At 59.6% G+C, this 16,734-nt stretch carries 18 protein-coding genes; 10 read left to right on the plus strand and 8 right to left on the minus strand.

Annotated elements, in window-relative coordinates; translation table 11 throughout:
- Positions 1-27: 27 nt before the first annotated feature.
- A complete protein-coding gene (rarD, locus tag NA647_RS09530; RefSeq protein WP_256057468.1) occupies positions 28-918 on the plus strand; it encodes an EamA family transporter RarD in 891 nt (296 codons plus the stop codon).
- A gap of 56 nt (positions 919-974) precedes the next feature.
- Here rarD and NA647_RS09535 read toward each other — a convergent pair whose 3' ends face one another.
- The 5 genes from NA647_RS09535 to NA647_RS09555 all read right to left on the minus strand — a co-directional run bounded on the left by NA647_RS09535 (position 975) and on the right by NA647_RS09555 (position 4,123).
- Positions 975-1,448 (minus strand): DUF2214 domain-containing protein, encoded by a 474-nt coding sequence (locus tag NA647_RS09535; RefSeq protein WP_256057469.1) that lies wholly within the window; start codon positions 1,446-1,448, stop codon positions 975-977.
- A 10-nt stretch (positions 1,449-1,458) separates the two neighbouring features.
- The gene (locus NA647_RS09540) at positions 1,459-1,896 is read right to left on the minus strand and encodes a DUF6152 family protein (RefSeq protein ID WP_256049101.1); all 438 of its coding nucleotides are present in this window, start codon (positions 1,894-1,896) and stop codon (positions 1,459-1,461) included.
- Positions 1,897-2,309: 413 nt separating this feature from the next.
- A complete protein-coding gene (locus tag NA647_RS09545; protein WP_253748545.1) occupies positions 2,310-3,395 on the minus strand; it encodes a flavin-containing monooxygenase in 1,086 nt (361 codons plus the stop codon).
- A 36-nt stretch (positions 3,396-3,431) separates the two neighbouring features.
- On the minus strand, positions 3,432-3,779 hold the full coding sequence (locus tag NA647_RS09550; protein WP_253748543.1) for an ArsR/SmtB family transcription factor: 348 nt from the start codon (positions 3,777-3,779) through the stop codon (positions 3,432-3,434).
- A gap of 95 nt (positions 3,780-3,874) precedes the next feature.
- Entirely contained in the window at positions 3,875-4,123 is a 249-nt protein-coding gene (locus tag NA647_RS09555) for a hypothetical protein (RefSeq protein ID WP_256057592.1), read from the minus strand.
- 289 nt (positions 4,124-4,412) lie between these two features.
- On the opposite strand from NA647_RS09555, the gene NA647_RS09560 reads away from it, so the two are divergent.
- Genes NA647_RS09560 through arsJ form a run of 8 tightly spaced genes read left to right on the plus strand, consistent with a single transcriptional unit; the run spans position 4,413 to position 10,282 of the window.
- On the plus strand, positions 4,413-4,826 hold the full coding sequence (locus NA647_RS09560) for an arsenate reductase ArsC (RefSeq protein WP_256057470.1): 414 nt from the start codon (positions 4,413-4,415) through the stop codon (positions 4,824-4,826).
- 7 nt (positions 4,827-4,833) lie between these two features.
- Positions 4,834-5,190 carry a metalloregulator ArsR/SmtB family transcription factor gene (locus NA647_RS09565; protein ID WP_059399953.1) on the plus strand — a complete coding sequence of 119 codons (357 nt, stop codon included), beginning with the start codon at positions 4,834-4,836 and terminating at the stop codon, positions 5,188-5,190.
- A gap of 29 nt (positions 5,191-5,219) precedes the next feature.
- On the plus strand, positions 5,220-5,690 hold the full coding sequence (locus tag NA647_RS09570; protein ID WP_256057471.1) for an arsenate reductase ArsC: 471 nt from the start codon (positions 5,220-5,222) through the stop codon (positions 5,688-5,690).
- Between the two features lie 16 nt (positions 5,691-5,706).
- On the plus strand, positions 5,707-6,768 hold the full coding sequence (arsB, locus tag NA647_RS09575; protein ID WP_256057472.1) for an ACR3 family arsenite efflux transporter: 1,062 nt from the start codon (positions 5,707-5,709) through the stop codon (positions 6,766-6,768).
- A gap of 4 nt (positions 6,769-6,772) precedes the next feature.
- Entirely contained in the window at positions 6,773-7,489 is a 717-nt protein-coding gene (arsH, locus tag NA647_RS09580) for an arsenical resistance protein ArsH (RefSeq protein WP_256057473.1), read from the plus strand.
- 13 nt (positions 7,490-7,502) lie between these two features.
- Positions 7,503-8,009 carry a cyclin-dependent kinase inhibitor 3 family protein gene (locus NA647_RS09585; RefSeq protein ID WP_069900656.1) on the plus strand — a complete coding sequence of 169 codons (507 nt, stop codon included), beginning with the start codon at positions 7,503-7,505 and terminating at the stop codon, positions 8,007-8,009.
- 35 nt (positions 8,010-8,044) lie between these two features.
- Positions 8,045-9,049, plus strand: a complete 1,005-nt coding sequence (locus NA647_RS09590; protein ID WP_069900655.1) for an ArsJ-associated glyceraldehyde-3-phosphate dehydrogenase — start codon at positions 8,045-8,047, stop codon at positions 9,047-9,049.
- Positions 9,050-9,061: 12 nt separating this feature from the next.
- Positions 9,062-10,282 (plus strand): organoarsenical effux MFS transporter ArsJ, encoded by a 1,221-nt coding sequence (gene arsJ / locus NA647_RS09595; protein ID WP_256057474.1) that lies wholly within the window; start codon positions 9,062-9,064, stop codon positions 10,280-10,282.
- 109 nt (positions 10,283-10,391) lie between these two features.
- On the opposite strand, the gene NA647_RS09600 is transcribed toward arsJ, so the two are convergent.
- Positions 10,392-11,468, minus strand: a complete 1,077-nt coding sequence (locus NA647_RS09600; RefSeq protein WP_256057475.1) for an ArsO family NAD(P)H-dependent flavin-containing monooxygenase — start codon at positions 11,466-11,468, stop codon at positions 10,392-10,394.
- 453 nt (positions 11,469-11,921) lie between these two features.
- Here NA647_RS09600 and NA647_RS09605 point away from each other — a divergent pair, with 453 nt between their 5' ends.
- Complete coding sequence (locus NA647_RS09605; RefSeq protein WP_256057476.1) at positions 11,922-12,563, plus strand: acetoacetate decarboxylase family protein; 642 nt, start codon at positions 11,922-11,924, stop codon at positions 12,561-12,563.
- Between the two features lie 4 nt (positions 12,564-12,567).
- Here the strand turns inward: NA647_RS09605 and NA647_RS09610 are convergent, their stop codons facing one another.
- Both NA647_RS09610 and NA647_RS09615 read right to left on the minus strand, forming a co-directional pair.
- Complete coding sequence (locus tag NA647_RS09610; protein WP_272889627.1) at positions 12,568-13,986, minus strand: hydroxysqualene dehydroxylase; 1,419 nt, start codon at positions 13,984-13,986, stop codon at positions 12,568-12,570.
- 166 nt (positions 13,987-14,152) lie between these two features.
- Positions 14,153-16,495: a TonB-dependent siderophore receptor gene (locus tag NA647_RS09615; protein WP_256057593.1), complete on the minus strand. Its 2,343-nt coding sequence runs from the start codon at positions 16,493-16,495 to the stop codon at positions 14,153-14,155.
- Positions 16,496-16,734 lie beyond the last annotated feature (239 nt).

Raw genomic sequence — 16,734 nt, forward strand, 5'->3', positions numbered from 1 at the left:
TGCTACCCACTGGATATGGAACCTTGCATGCAAAGCCGTAACAACCTGCCGGGCGTAGCCAGCTCGGTTGGGGCGTCGGTGCTCTTCGCCACGCTGTACTACTACACCTCGCTGCTTGAACCGCTGGACGGCCAGCAGATATACGGCTGGCGCATCCTGCTTACCGCGCCCTGCCTGGCGGTGCTGCTGATCGGCTTCGGGCGCTGGGGCGAGGTTCGCCTGATCCTTGCGCGCCTGCTGGCAGAACCGAGGCTGTGGCTCGCGCTGCCGCTGTCTTCGGCACTGGTTGGGTTACAGCTCTGGCTGTTCATGTGGGCGCCCATCAACGGCCACGGGCTGGACGTTTCCCTCGGCTACTTCCTACTGCCGCTGACCCTCGTGCTGACCGGCCGGCTGGTGTTCGGCGAGGCGATCAGCCGCCTGCAGCGCCTGGCCTGCATACTGGCGGCCGTTGGCGTCGGTAACGAACTGCTGCTTGCCTCGTCTCTTTCCTGGCCGGTGCTGGCGGTCGCGCTCGGCTATCCCTGCTACTTCATCCTGCGCCGCCGGATCGGCACTGCCAACCTCGGCGGTCTGTGGCTCGATCTGGTCATCAGCCTGCCGGTCGCCGCCACCTTCGCCCTGGGCGATAGCGCCACCCTGCAACACGTCATTGAAAGCCCACGGCTCCAGCTGCTGATCTTCGGTCTCGGTGCACTCAGCGCCCTGGCACTGGCCCTGATGATCATCGCCACGCGCCTGAACCTTGCGCTGTTCGGCCTGCTCAGCTACGTCGAGCCGGTGCTGCTGGTTGTCGTGGCGCTACTGCTCGGCGAAAGCATCGCGCCGGACCAATGGCTGACCTATGGCGCGATCTGGGGTGCGATTGCAGTGCTGGTAGCCGAGGGAGTGAGGGCGTTGCGGAGGGGGAGGGGATAGTTGTTTGGGGGTAGATGCGACCGAGCGGCCGGTCGCGATAAGCAAATATCTTCCTCTCAGACAAAGCCGATCCAGCGGCCAGCTATGAGGATCGAAAGCCAAAGAATGGCGGATGCGGCGGCCAGGACGCGAACTCGGACAGTTGGTTGGCCGCCGCACAGGGCCGTATCAAAGCGCTCGCCGCGATGCTGGAGTGCGATGTTGCAGATCGCCAGCACTAGCAGCGCGGCCTTGCAGAGAAAGGCTGGGTTCTCTGCGTATTCCGCTGGCTTCACTGAGAACAACCAAAGCCCCGTCATCACCGCCAACGCAGCCCCCGTTGCTGCAGCGCGTACCAAAAAGCGTCCAAGGACAGCCAGATCCCGTCTGTGCCTTGAACGCAAAAGGAGCAGATCGAGCGGCAGGATCGCGCCCAGCAGCAGCCCTATGCCAAGGATGTGAGCCGCATTTACGACCAGATAGGCGATCCAGTATTCCTGCAGGAAGACGGCACCGGGCCAGCCGGCAATTGATTGCAGAAAGCCTGTCATCGCCGTGTCGTCATTCCTCGATGCGTTCCGGATACATGTCGTATTGCTTGCCGCCGACCGTAATGCGCACGGCTTTCATGTGCGCCTTGTTCGGCTCTTTGGTGCGGTTGCCGAGTACGGTGATCTCATCCCCCACCTTGGCGGAATCGCTGGTGAAGCCGGAACGTTGCGTCTGGTTGGGATTCCCCAGGTCGACTTGCCATACACGGCCGTCTTGAGCCTCGACGCGCAAGGCGGGGTGAGGTGGCGCCATCGAAATCTTGGTAATCGTACCTGTCAACTCTGACTGCTCTTCTTCCGCCCAGCCCCACCCATGGTGAGCGAAGGCCTGTGTTGTAAACAGCACCATTGCCGTGACACAAAGCATCAAGACCATACGCTGCGCGACATCGCGCGCCGTGACAGTGGTTAATCGGGTGATGGTGCGGCTTTCGCTTGATACCAACATAACCATGCTCCTTTGCGCGAATAGATAACTGAGAGTCGACACATTGGGCCCAGTTCCCGTTTTTACCGTAGAGGAACTGCCAGCCCTGCGTTCCTGAAGTGATGTGTAGGCAGCCTTCTTCGGCGACAGTTTTCGGCCCAGAGTGTGTAAAAACGCTTCGTCAAAATTGAAGTGCGCGCGTCTACGTGAAATCTGAAATTTTTCGGCACCTCAGCAGATGTGGATTTCGCCCAGATGCGCGATTTCCAGTCCGGTTTTGAGTACCTGTCGCGCTCGAAAACGTTTTTACACAGCCTCGGCCAATAGCAGCCATTCACGTTTGGCTGCTTACGCAACCCTTTGCAGGTATTACTGGCTGCCCTCTGGACTCACCACTAGCTACGGTTTCTTGTCATCTTTCGGGCGTGAGTGGCTCAGTTTTGCGCTACGGGTGCGCGAGCCTCTCCCGAGGCGCGAAGGCGGTGAAGCAAATCCGGCATTATGTATCCGGCATCTGGCCCTACGCCTCTGAGGGTTGCAGAAGCAAAGTTGCGTTGCTTAGGCAGGCCCACAAAGTACAAGCCGGGGACATGCACGGCTCGCCCGTCACGTTGCGTCACATGGCCTCGTTCGTCGATCACGGGCAGGCCTTCGAGGAATGGCAGGTTCGGACGAAAACCGGTGGCGAACACAATGCTATTGACGGCTTCATGCTGCCCATCGGCCCAAACAACACCTTTTGAAGTTACCTGAGTGAACATTGCGGCTTGTTTGAATAATCCGGCTTTCAGCGCCTTTCTGTAGGTGCCGTCGTCCAGTACAGGTGTGCTTTGGTCGTTCAGCCAGCGGGTTTTCTCCAGGCCTGTCCATTTCAGCCAGGTATGGAAATCTGCCCCCAATATCCGTTGTGGCACGAACCGAATCGCTTCTCGTGTGGCCAACGTAACGGTGGCCACTTTGGCTAAGTCGTAAGCGATCTGTACAGCGGAGTTCGCCGCGCCAATTACGACGATGCTTTGCCCACTGAAAGCCTCTGCATTCCGATAGTCGGCACTGTGAAGTCGAGTGCCGCTGAAGCTTTCGAGCCCAAGAATGCTTGGTATGTAGGGGCGACTAAAGGCTCCCGATGCCACTACCACCGCCCTCGCCCAAAAGCGTTGCCCGTCGGCGGCAGTTATTTGGAATCCTTCATCTTCCTGATCTACCCGTGTGACCTGAACGCCGTGGAGGATAGGTAGTTGGAAGAGGTAGGCGTACTGCTCTAGGTAACGCACCACTTCATCACGAGCGGGGTAGTGGTTTGGTGCTCCGGGGAACGGCATCCCCGGTAGAGCTGAGTAGGCTGCCGGCGAGAACAGTTCGAGGCTGTCGTAGTAGTTACGCCAGTTCCCACCAGGTTGCGATTGCTCATCGAGAATAATGAAGTTGAGCCCCTGCTGTTTCAGGTGCCAGCCGCTGGCCAACCCTGCTTGGCCAGCACCGATGACAACGACATCGAAAGGTTGGTCTTTTGTGTTCATATATGCGCACTCATGCACGTTATTGGATAAATGAAATCAGTCCTGGCTGCCTGGGCAGCAGAACGGGGCGATGCTTTTTGTGTGGAGGAGGATATTTTCCAGACGCTGGATAATGGCTAGGCCATCCACTTCGTAGAACATCTGCCGTCCAACCTTCGAGGCACGAACGATCCCGGCTTCAAGCAGTACCTGAAGATGACGTGAGACTACCGAGCGCTCCTGAGGCAGCTCAGCCGCAATCTCGGTGACATCTGCTCGGCCTAATTGCATAACGCGTTTCAACACGGCGACTCGTGGTGGCTCGCACAGGGCTTTGAAGAATGCACCATCAAGTGATTCGATGGCGGCCTCGATGGCTTGGGTTCGGGTCGGTGATGTAGTCATGCGGCGACTATATGTGCATCTGTGTGCACGTGTAAAGCGCTGATAGGACGCTAGGCACCACCCCCTCCAGAGTAGAGAGCAGTGCCTTGTGCGGATTACTTCTTAATTGCTTGCAGGTAGTCCTTCAGAGTCGACTCGTCGGCAGACTTGACGGTCATGCCTTCAGGGCCAGTGCCGATGTCGGTGAACTGCTTAGCAGGCTCGCCTGTTTTTTTGAACTCTTCCAGCTCCTTGGAGCCTTCGCGGAATACCCACAGGCGACCATCTTCAACCTCGGTGACAAAGCCAGGTTTATCGTACTGGCTGGCCAAGGCGGCGGTGGCGAACAGGCTGGTCAACAGCATTGCAGTCAAAGTTAGTTTTCATCGCAAGGTTCCTGCTTGGGTTAGAGATGCGATAAAGCCTAAAGCTCTCCTGATGACGGAAAGATTACAAAATATGGATATGCGATTAATCAGATGTTTCAGAGTGTTTCTCGCTCTAAGCGTCGACCTTCTTGCTGCCTTAAGGCAGAGGAGCTAGGCCCTTCAGGCATGTTTGCATGCGCTTCACGCAATGGGTTGCTATTTTCGCTTTACTGAATATTCGATAAAACGTATATTCACCAGACCATATTCGGTTCGAGATTTGGCAATGGTTTACAAGACCCGCGTACTGTTCGTTTGTGTGGCTAACGCTGCTCGTTCGCAGCTGGCTGAAGCGCTGCTGCGACACACTGATTCCGAACGTTTCGAGGCATACAGCGCCGGCACCGTGCCCGGCGAAGTCGATCCACGCACCCTGGATGCACTTGAGCATCTGGGTGTGAACACCGAGGGGCTGCATAGCAAGTCCATCGATGAGTTTGCCGGCGAGCGTTTCGAATACGTCATCACACTGTGCGATAAATCGTCGCTGGAGTGTCATGCTCTGCCCGGTGCTGGAGAGTTACTGGCGTGGAACTTCGAAGACCCAGTAACAAGCACCAAGCCTGACGCATTCCGCCACACCCTTCACGAGATACACGAGCGCATCAAGATGTTCGTGCTGGTGAAAACTAAACGTTGAGACCTTTATGGCTGACCATCTGACCCCGACCACCGTATTCAAATGCTTGGCTGACGAGACCCGCGTTCGCCTGATGCTGCTCATCACCCGTGAGGATGAGTTGTGTGTCTGTGAGCTGACCTGCGCGCTCGATGAAAGTCAGCCGAAGGTATCCCGCCACCTGGCGCAGCTGCGCAACTGCGGACTGCTGGAAGATCGCCGGCAGGGACAGTGGGTCTATTACCGCCTGCACCCGAGCCTGCCGGACTGGGTGATTGCCATCCTGAAAACCACTCTAGATGCCAATCAGCACTGGCTCAGCCCAGATGCCAAACGCCTCGATGTAATGGGTGACCGCCCGCAGCGCCTTGCCGCCTGCTGCTGAGTTGCGCCCGGCCTTTACGAGATAGCCTCATGAAAATTTTATTCCTCTGCACCGCCAACAGCTGCCGCAGCATTCTTTGCGAAGCTGTGTTCAATCACTTGGCACCGGCGGGCATGAAAGCCTACAGCGCCGGCAGTCAGCCGAAAGGTGTCGTGCATCCGTTGAGCCTGAAAACGCTGGAAAACGCCAGCATCTCGACCGCAGGGCTCTCCAGCAAATCCAGCGATGTTCATGAGGGTCTAGCCCCTGACTACGTGATCACAGTCTGCGACAAGGCTGCCGGCGAAGCCTGCCCGGTGTTTTTCGGGCCCGCGACCAAGGCTCACTGGGGGCTGGCTGATCCGTCGGAATACCAGGGCAGTGCAGACGAGATCGAAGCCGCTTTTGATGCCACCTTGGAGCAGATCAGAACCCGCATCGAAGCCTTCCTGGCTTTACCGCTCAAGCAGATGGATGCCGAGCAACTCAAGGCCGAGTTGGCCTTGATCGGCACACTCTGACATGGGAGGCATGACGATGAGCAAAAGCCGTCTTTCATTTCTGGATCGCTACCTGACGGTCTGGATCTTTCTCGCCATGGCGATTGGTGTCAGCCTGGGCAGCCTATTCGAAGGCCTGCCGGTCTGGCTCAACAGTCTGTCGGTAGGTTCGACCAATATCCCGATTGCCATTGGCCTGATCGTGATGATGTACCCGCCACTGGCCAAGGTCAGGTATGAAGAGCTGCCCGAGGTATTCAAGGACAAACGCATTCTCGCGCTGTCGCTGATCCAGAACTGGGTGATCGGCCCGGTACTGATGTTTGCGCTGGCAGTGATTTTCCTGCGTGATCAACCTGAATACATGACCGGCCTGATTCTTATCGGCCTGGCACGCTGCATTGCTATGGTGCTGGTGTGGAACCAAATCGCAGGCGGCAACAACCAGTACGTCGCAGGCCTGGTCGCGTTCAACAGCATCTTCCAGATCCTGTTCTTCAGCGTGTATGCCTGGATCTTCCTTGGCCTGCTGCCGCCCTTGTTCGGCATACAGGGCAGCGTGATTGATGTGAGCTTTGTCAGCATCGCCGAGTCTGTGCTGATTTACCTCGGCATTCCGTTTCTGGCTGGTTTCCTGACGCGAAAGATCCTGATCAGCCGCAAAGGCGAAGAGTGGTTCAACCAGCGTTTTATCCCACGCATCAGCCCGCTGACACTGGTGGCGCTGCTGCTGACCATCGTAGCGATGTTCAGCCTCAAGGGCGAAATGGTGCTGCAACTGCCGCTGGATGTGTTGCGTATCGCCATCCCGCTGACTATCTACTTCGTGGTGATGTTCTTTATTAGCTTCTGGATGGGCAAGCTGTTGAAGGCAGATTATCCACGTACTACCGCACTGGCCTTTACCGCTGCCAGCAACAACTTTGAACTCGCAATTGCTGTGGCCATTGCCACTTTCGGTCTGGCTTCGCCTGTGGCCTTTGCCACGGTGATTGGCCCGCTGGTTGAAGTGCCGGTGCTGATCGCCTTGGTCGGTGTAGCCCTTTGGCTCAAACGCCGCTGGTTTGACCAGCCTCGCGCAGCACTCGCTCAGGAGTAGACGTATGTCTGAAGAACACATCCCCAATCTCGATGCCGAACTGGTCGATCTGCCCACCCTCGACAAGCTCGGCAGCCCGCTTACCGTTACGCACAAGCCACGCATTCTGCTGCTCTACGGATCGACCCGCGCACGCTCGTTCAGCCGCTTGCTAACCGAGGAAGCCGCTCGCCTGCTGGAGCACTTCGGGGCCGAAACGCGGATCTTCAATCCATCTGGACTGCCTTTGCCGGACGATGCTCCGGACAACCATCCCAAGGTGCAGGAACTGCGTGAGTTGATGCAGTGGTCGGAAGGCCAGGTCTGGTGCTCGCCGGAGCGTCACGGCTCAATGACAGGAGTGTTCAAGGCGCAGATCGACTGGGTTCCGCTGGCGATTGGCGCGGTACGCCCGACCCAGGGTAAGACCTTGGCGTTGATGCAGGTCTGTGGCGGCTCGCAGTCCTTCAACGTAGTCAACCAACTGCGTGTGCTTGGCCGCTGGATGCGCATGTTCACCATCCCCAACCAGTCCTCCGTACCGAAGGCCTACCTGGAGTTCGATGAGGCAGGCCGGATGAAACCATCGGCTTTTTATGATCGCGTGGTGGACGTGATGGAGGAACTGGTGAAGTTCACCCTGCTGCTGCGTGAGCGCTCCGACTACCTGGTTGACCGCTATTCCGAGCGCAAGGAATCGGCGGAAGAACTCTCCAAACGCGTTAATCAACGTTCCATCTGAAGGATTTTTGATCGTGCAACAACATCCGTATTCCGTGCTGACCTCCGAGCAGGTCAAGGGCCAACTGATCTTCACGCCGTGCCCTGGCACTAAAGACACCTCAGTCGCGGAGGCGCTGGACACTCTCAAGGAGGCCGGTACTTCAGCCTTGCTGACCTTGATGCCCACTCAAGAACTGACCCAGAACGAAGTCGAGAATCTGTCAGGGCAGTGCCAGCAGCGCGGCATCGAGTGGTTCCACCTCCCAGTGGAAGACGACCAGGCACCCGGCGAGCCTTTCCAGGCGGCCTGGGACGCCAATCGCGAGCAGATCAAGCAACTACTCACAGAAGGCAAGAACATCGCCATTCACTGCAAAGGCGGTTCGGGTCGTACCGGTCTGATTGCCGCGCAGCTGCTGATCGAATGCGGCGCCCCATTCCGCGATGCGGTCAGTGAAGTTCAGGCGCTGCGCCCCCGTGCGATTCAGCACCCGGCGCATATCAACTACATCAGCCAGTTCGACAGCGCCAAGTCTTAATTGCCCGCAGCTAGCCGCCCCGAGAGAACAAAAACATGAGCATCAAAGTAGGTATCAACGGTTTCGGTCGTATCGGTCGTCTCGCCCTGCGTGCGGCCTGGAGTTGGCCAGAGTTCGAGTTCGTGCAGATCAACGACCCGGCAGGCGACGCAGCGACTCACGCCCACCTGATCAACTTCGATTCGGTGCATGGCCGCTGGAACAACGAAGCTAGCGCCGAGGGTGAGCATGTCGTGATCGGCGGCAAGCGCATCAAGGTCACCGCCAACAAGGCGATTGCTGAAACCGATTGGTCGGGCTGCGATCTGGTCATTGAAGCCAGTGGCAAGATGAAGACCGTCGCCGTGCTTCAGGCCTACCTGGATCAGGGCGTGAAGCGAGTGGTGGTCTGCGCACCGGTCAAGGAGAAAGGTGCGCTGAACGTGGTCATGGGCGTCAACCAGCACCTGTTCGATCCCGCGCAGCACCGCATCGTCACCGCTGCGTCCTGTACCACCAACTGCCTGGCCCCAGTGGTCAAGGTGATCCATGAGAACCTGGGCATTCGCCATGGTTCGATCACCACGATTCACGACCTGACCAATACCCAGAGCATCCTTGATCAGCCACACAAGGATCTGCGCCGCGCCCGTGCCTCGGGTATGAGCCTGATTCCGACGACCACGGGTTCGGCCACCGCAATTGCCGAGATTTTTCCCGAGCTGCGCGGCAAGTTGAATGGTCATGCCGTACGCGTGCCGCTGGCTAATGCCTCGCTGACCGACTGCGTATTCGAAGTCGAGCGTGCCACTTCGGCGGATGAGGTCAATGCACTGCTCAAAGCTGCCGCCGAAGGGCCGTTGAAGAGCATCCTCGGCTACGAAGAGCGTCCCCTGGTCTCCATCGATTACCGCACCGACCCGCGCTCCTCGATCATCGATGCTCTGTCGACCATGGTGGTGAATGAAACCCAGGTGAAGATCTACGCCTGGTACGACAACGAGTGGGGATACGCCAACCGTGCTGTCGAGTTGGCCAAACTGGTCGGCTTGGCCATTTAACAGGGAGCGATCATGAAGGCGTTGTCAGCTCTTTCCCCGGAAGTGCGCCAGTACCTGCTGGTCACCGGCAATTACTGGGCCTTTACCCTCACCGATGGCGCGTTGCGCATGTTGGTGGTGCTGCACTTCCACACGCTGGGCTACACGCCTCTGCAAATCGCTGCGCTGTTCCTGTTCTACGAGATCTTCGGTGTTATCACCAACTTGGTCGGCGGCTATCTCGGAGCACGCCTGGGCCTGAATCGCACCATGAACATTGGCTTGGGCCTACAGGTGGCGGCCTTGCTGATGCTGACGGTGCCAGCCGCCTGGCTGACCATCCCCTGGGTGATGGGGGCTCAGGCCATGTCGGGTATCGCCAAAGACCTCAATAAGATGAGCGCTAAGAGTTCGATCAAGCTGTTGGTGCCTGACAACCAGCAAGGCACGCTCTACAAGTGGGTGGCGATCCTCACTGGCTCAAAGAATGCGCTGAAAGGGGTTGGCTTCTTTCTCGGCGGTGCGTTGCTGGCATTGATGGGGTTCACGGGCGCAGTGCTGGCGATGGCCGCCGTACTGGCCCTGATCTGGATAGCCAGCCTGTTCCTGCTGAAGAAAGACCTGGGCAAGGCCAAAGCCAAGCCTAAGTTTCGCGACATCCTCTCCAAGAGCCGGGCGATTAACATTCTCTCGGCGGCCCGACTATTCCTCTTCGGGGCCCGTGATGTGTGGTTCGTGGTGGCCTTGCCGGTCTACCTGAGCACCGTGTTTGGCTGGGACTTCTGGCTGGTAGGCGGCTTCCTGGCGGCTTGGGTCATCGGCTACGGCATCGTGCAGTCGTTCGCCCCGAACATCACTGGGAAAAAGCGCGGTCACGTCCCTGATGGACGAGCAGCCTTCATTTGGGCGGCGCTGCTGGCTGGACTGCCTGCGGCGATTGCCCTCGGCCTTTCGGCGGGCTGGTCGCCTCAGGTTGTGCTGCTGGGTGGGCTGATGGTGTTTGGCGCACTGTTCGCGGTGAACTCATCGCTACACAGCTACCTGATCGTTTCCTACGCCAAGGAAGACGGTGTGTCGCTGGACGTGGGGTTCTACTACATGTCCAACGCCTTGGGCCGTTTACTCGGCACAGTGTTGTCGGGCTGGATTTATCAGAACTACGGACTGGAGGCTTGCTTGTGGGTATCCACGGCATTCGTTCTGTTGGCCGCTCTGATTTCTATCGCCTTACCCAGGCACGCTGAGGCGATATGAGCCCGTCAACATCACGGGCTGCTGTATGTGGAGAGGCGCCTGTGGAAGCCATCAAGCAAGGCTCTCCTGAGCGGTTAATGGTGTATACGAAGGTAGGCTTCGATTCGACTCAGGCACATTGACAGCCGAGCAAGGCATCAATCTCGCTGACCGTGCTTCGAGCTGTACGAGTGACGCCGATCAGTGTGGCTGAAGCTGCGCCTGTCCATTCGCCATAGCCAACCAGCCAAAGCCTGGGCTCTTGGGTCGAGTGAGTGCCGGATATGTCAACACGACCCTCCGTGTTGAGTACGCCCAGAGTAGACAAGTGCTCTAAGGCGGGCCTGAAGCCGGTACACCAGATCACCGCGTCCACGACAGATTCTGAGCCATCATCCCAGATGACTCCGTTGCGAGTGAAGCGCTCGAAAGGGCGCACAGACTTGAGCACACCGCGCTCGCGAGCCTCAACAACGGGCGGCACCATCACAATGTCGCCGAGCCCACCGACCGGCTGATCAATGGTGTGGCCTTCCAGTTGTGCTTTCCAGCGCTCTGTCGCGCGCTCGAACAATACCTTTCCATCTACATCGTCCGGCAAGAACAACGGCTCAACAGGCGTCACCCAGGTCGTGTCTGCGACCTTGGACACCTCGGCAAATATCTGAGCACCGGAGTTGCCGCCACCTACCACCAATACTCTCTTGCCGGCGAATGGTTGGGCTTCGACGTAATGAGCGGAGTGCAGTTGCTGGCCTGCGAATAGCTCTACATCCGGGTAGCTTGGGATGAAAGGATTGCTCCAAGTGCCAGTTGCACTGACTACTGCCTTCGTATCCCAGTGCTCGTCGCCAGACCATACCCGTAACCCTGACTCTATGCGTTCCACAGATGTCACGCGAACAGGCCGCACAACCGGGAATTGGTAGCGCTGTTCATACTGGTTGAGGTAGTCGATTACATGGTTGCGACTGGGATAACCATCCTGAACAGGCGGCATCATCCAACCAGGGATTGAACTCCAAGTGGCTGGCGAGAACAGACGCAGCGAGTTCCAGCCATGCCGCCACGCGCCACCAGATTCCTCTTCCGCATCGAGGAGCACGAATGAGCATTTGGTTCGACGCAGAAAGTAGGCCACCGCCAAGGCAGACTGCCCACCTCCGATGATGACGACATCTAGTTTTGGCGTTTGCGCGATATCCATGCTTCGGGCCTTCCATAATGCAGAACAGGAAGTATATCGGCACGGCTCCACGTTCAAATGATTTGGCTCAAGAGTGGACGTGAATCGCCCCAGCCTTCCTAGACGCTTGCGGCCGCCTGCTTTTGGCCCAGAGTGTGTAAAAACGCTTCGTCAAAATTGAAGTGCGCGCGTCTACGTGAAATCTGAAATTTTTCGGCACCTCAGCAGATGTGGATTTCGCCCAGATGCGCGATTTCCAGTCCGGTTTTGAGTACCTGTCGCGCTCGAAAACGTTTTTACACAGCCTCGGCCGAAATCAGCCCTTCATGCGGTGGTGCGCCCGGAGCAGCAATTGGTGGGCTCTCGGTCGGTATTCTAGGCGTCGCACTACAGTCCGGCAGTGCAGCACATCAGTCTCAGACGACTGACTCTTCGCCCACTGGAACCCACTGCGCCACACGGCGTCCATGAGAAATGGACATACTCGACGAAACCATTTACCCCGAAGCCCCCTGGCATTTGACCGGCACCGCCTGCGTGTCGGCCTGGCGGGTGCCGACGCGGGAGTTACCGCCAGCGCCGAAGGGGCTGGGCTATGCCACATTGGGTGACAACGCTCTGTTGTTGACGATTTGGTCCGCCTATCTGCCGGGCGGCACGTTGGCTTACAACGAGCTGGCGGTGGCTGCGGTGGTGCGGGGGCACGGCATGCTGGCGCCGGCCGGTACGGTGACGCATATCTGGGTCGACGAGGAGCGCTCGGTTGCTGGTGGCCGCCAGCTGTGGTCGATCCCCAAGCAAATGGGCGATTTCGTCATCGAGCCGGGTACCGGTGAGCGTGGCTTCGCTGGGCAGTTGAGCGTCGACGATCAGGCGGTGGCCTCGGTGCGCTTCGCGCCGAACATGAGATTGCCAGGGCAGCCGAGCGCCAGTGGTTTCGTGATTCAACAGAACGATTGCGGGCTGTTGCGTACGCGCTGTCGTGGCCGTGGACGGATAGTTACCGGGCGCGCCGAGTGGGATTTTTCCACTACCGGCCCGCTGGCCTTTCTGCATGGCCGCGCGCCGTTTTTCAGCCTGTATCTGCGCGATCTGCAGGCCTCGTTCGGCATCTGAACGATCAGAAATCTTCTCCGGGTTCGCCTGTTCTCAACCAGCGACCGAGGCCGCCCGGCTTGGGCGGCGGTAGCGCGAGTGACCGACCTAGGCCGCGCTCGGCAAGCACCGCTTCTGCGGCCAGCGCGCCGGCTCGGGTGGCGCTCTCCATGCAATACGGCAAGCCGGTATCGACCCAATCACCTGCTACCCATAAACCCGGCTCTACCGCCGTGTTAGGCCTTGCCGTTTCGGTGCCGGGGAAGGCAGCCGGAATCGCCATGGGAATACGGTGTACCGAGGCCGACAGCAGCGCCGCGCGTTGTGCCTCAGGCGCGAACTCGGCGATCTCCCGACGAGTGGCTTCGATGATCGCCGCGTCAGACAGGTGCTCGACCCGCTGACTCCAGATGATGTTGCTGGCAATCAGCGCACCGCCGCAGGTCGCCGGACGGATATTGGTCAGGTTGTAGAAATCGGTGTTGAGGCCCCCCGGGTTCCACGGCCGAGCCCAGAAGCGCGAGGCGGTGATCGGCCGGTCGAACCAGAGGTAGCAACTGATATAGGGGCTTGGCTGGAAGCGCCGCGCGGTCTGCGTCAGCGCATGAGTTTCGGGCAGCAGCGGGGCGATGGCGGTCGGCTGCACGGCCAGCACCACCGCCGACGCCTCGACCTCTGCGCCGTTGCGCACGCACACCCCGGTGACTTTCCCTTGCTGGCGCAACAGCCCGTCCACCCCGCAGCCGAGCCGCACCTCGCCGCCATGGCGACGGATGAATTCGATCGCCGGCCAGGCATAGAGGTCGCTTAGCCCGACCTTTGGCATTCCGAAGGCGATGTCGTTGTGGCCGAGCGCCTGGGCCAGGAGACGCATCAGCGATGCCGCCGAGCAGCGTTCCACCGGGACTGCGAGGACGGCGACGGCCGCCGAGGCCCAGAACCAGTCGATGAAGAAGTCGCTGACACCGCAGCGTTCCAGGTGCTCGCGTCCGCTGAGATCGTCCAATTGCATCAGTTCCGGCCCGCTGCTGCGTTGGGTGCGCCAAGCCAGTCGTGTGTTGCTCAGCAGATGACGCAAGGGCACGCTCGGCAAGATGCGCGGTAGGTTGCGGACGTAGTGCAGCGGGGCCGGCAAACCGCCGACTTTGAAGTGCATCGAGCGGCCACGATCAAACACGGTCAGCAGCTCTTCGGTCTGCCACAGCACCTGATCCGCCGTGCCCAGCCGCTGGAGCAGGGCGCACATGTTGGCGTATTTGTTGAGCAGGATATGGGGGCCGATATCGACGCTGTCGCCCATTACCGGATCGGCCCAGCTCCGAGCCCGACCGCCAGGCACGTCGGATGCCTCCAGGACGCTGACCTTCAGGCCTGCCTCGGCCAGCCAGACCGCTGCGGACAACCCGGCGATACCGGCGCCGATGATGACGACGTCGGGCTTCATCCGGCGGTTGCGCCACAGCGGGAGGGTTGACAGGGCATCGGCAGCACTCTTCGGGACTCGGGTCTGCTTGTGACTCCGCGCGCCGTGGAAGATGCCGAAGCGGGAGCGCTTTCGACGCTCGCCGGACCAGCTGAGCCGCCTTTCGGCGGCTCGCGGACCGGATGGCTCAGAGCGTCCAGTTCACGCTGAACATCAGGTTGCGTGGCTCTCCGTAAACGACGCTGGCGTTGTTGGTGATGCTCGAGTAGTAAGTCTTGTCGAACAGGTTGTTGAGGTTCAGGCGCGTATCGATGTGCTCGTTGACGCGATAACCCAGCATCAGGTTGACCAGGGTGTAAGCGTCCTGATCGATGCGATAGCTCGAAGCCTCGCTGTAGGTACTGTTCTGGCTGTTCAGGCTGCCGCCGATGCGCCATTTTTCGAGCGTGCCCGGCAGATGGTAGACGGTGGAGGCTTTGAACAGGTGGCGCGGCTGTTTCGGATCGAAGAGCTCGCCTTCGTTGGTCGGGTCGGCGTCCTTGCGGTACTTGGCTTCGACGTAGGTGTAACCGACGCTCGCTTGCCAGCGCTCGGTGAGCGAGCCGGCGAGTTCCAGATCGATGCCCTTGCTTTCCACTTCTCCGGCAGCCTCGTAGCAGCTGACGGCGGGGAAGCTGGGGCACGTGCTGGCCTGGTCGTCGAGGAGCCTGGCGCGATTTTCCTGAAGGATGCGGAAGACCGCCGCCGAGGCGTTGAGCCTGCCGTCGAAGTACTCGCCCTTGAGACCGATCTCGTAGTTGATGCCGGTCATGGGTTCGATGACGCTGCCGCTAACGTCGCGGCTGTCTTGCGGCTTGAAGATATCGGTGTAGCTGGCGTAGACCGAGTAGGTCTCGTTGAGGTCGTAGACGATGCCGGCGTAGCGGGTGACGTTGCGCGTGACCTTGTAGCTGCCGGTGTCGGTGCCGTCATCGTAGTCGTACCAGTCCAGCCGCCCACCGAGGATGACTGTCAGCGGGTCGGTGATGCTAAGGCGGGTGGCGCTGTACAGGCCTTTCTGCTGCGCCTCGAACTTCAGGTTCCAGAGGTCCATGTCGTAACTCGGCTTGGGAACCGCGCCGCTGTCCCAGTTGCCGGGGTCGATGTCCGTGCCCGTATCGCCCCAGCCGCCGTGGCCGTCGAAGATTTCGGTTCGGGTGCTGGCGCCCACCACCAATTCGTGGCGCCGGCCGAACAGCGTGAACGGGCCCGAAAGGTTACCGTCGTAGGCGTCGTAGTCGTTGACGTAGGTGTAAGCGCCCGAGCCCTGATTGAGTTCGTCCGCGTTGAACCAGAAGTACGAACCGAGCATGTTGATGCGGCCCCACATCTTGTTGCCGGCAAGGCGCAGCTTCCAGTCGTTGTCGAAGCGGTGCTCGAGCTCGGCGAACAGGTGCCGGGTATTGGTATCCCAATAGGCCCAGTCATTGCCCAGGTAGGTCGAGCGGGAGAGGTGCAGGTCGCTGCCATCCGGTGCGGTTGGCAGGCCGCCCCAGTCCGAGTCCTTGTTGTCGTTCTGGTACGACGCGCCGAGCGTGAACAGCGTTCTGTCGGTAATGTCCGCTTCGACGATGCCGTAGGCAAAGGCATGTTCGCTGCCGCCGTAATCGATATAGGTGCCGTTGTCTTCGTAGGCCGTGACGAAGCGCCCGCGCAGGGTGCCGGTCTCGTTTAGCGCGTTGGAGGCGTCCACCTCGGTGCGGTAGCGATCCCAGCTGCCGGCGCTGGCGCCGATGCTCACGTAGGGCTCGGAGGTTGGGCGCTTGCGGATCATGTTGATGGCCGCCGCCGGGTTGCCGGCGCCCTGCATCAGCCCGGTAGCCCCGCGAACCACTTCAACGTGGTCGAACATGGCGCTGTCGGGGGCGGTGATGACGTCCTGCGAGAATCGCGACAGGCTCATCGGTAACCCGTCGTACATGATGTTGTCGACCTGAAAGCCGCGCGCGAAATAACGCTGACGTTCCGGACCGGACTGTTGGATGGTCAGTCCGGGCGTGCTCAGCACCACGTCGTGCAGGTTGCTCAGCCCCTGGTCTTCGATCTGCTGACGGGTAATCACGCTGACCGATTGCGGTGTCTCCCGCAGCGACATGGGCAGCTTTGTCGAGGAGTTCACCACGCCGGTGGTGTAGGAGCCGGTGCCCTCGGTGGTGCCATCGACCGGCGCGTGTTCGGCGACGATATTCATCTGCCCGAGATTCAATTCGTCCTCTTCACTGGCGGCGCTGAATACCGTTGCGGTGCCGGCTCGTAGCTCGGCCTCGTATCCCGTCCCCGCCAGTAAACGCCGCAGTGCTTCGGCTGGCTCCAGCGCGCCTTGAACGGCTGAAGAGGTTCGGCCCGCGAGCGCGTCGGCGCCGAACACCACCTGCACACCGCTCTGGGCCTGGAATTGCTGCAGGGCATCGGTAAGCGGCTGTGCCGGCACGTCCAGCTCGATGGGAGCCGCATATGCCCCAGCACAGGCACCGAGCCAGGCTGAAAGCATCAGGGGTTGGATAAGTCTAGGTTTCACCGTGGTCTGTCCTTGGCATGCGTGAGTACGAGCGCGGCCGTATCGCCTGCTGCAGACGATGATGAGCGGCGCTTGAAGGCGGCATCGGTGCGGCGTGGAAGCAGCGGGAACGACGCCGACAGCAAGCCTAGGCAAGGATCGAATGCTTGTAAATGAGAAATATTCGCGGATGCATGTGGATACTAAATGCGTGTTTGTCGCGTTTGTCGTGA

It is taken from the genome of Stutzerimonas stutzeri (assembly GCF_024448985.1).
Lineage (GTDB): Bacteria > Pseudomonadota > Gammaproteobacteria > Pseudomonadales > Pseudomonadaceae > Stutzerimonas > Stutzerimonas stutzeri_AP.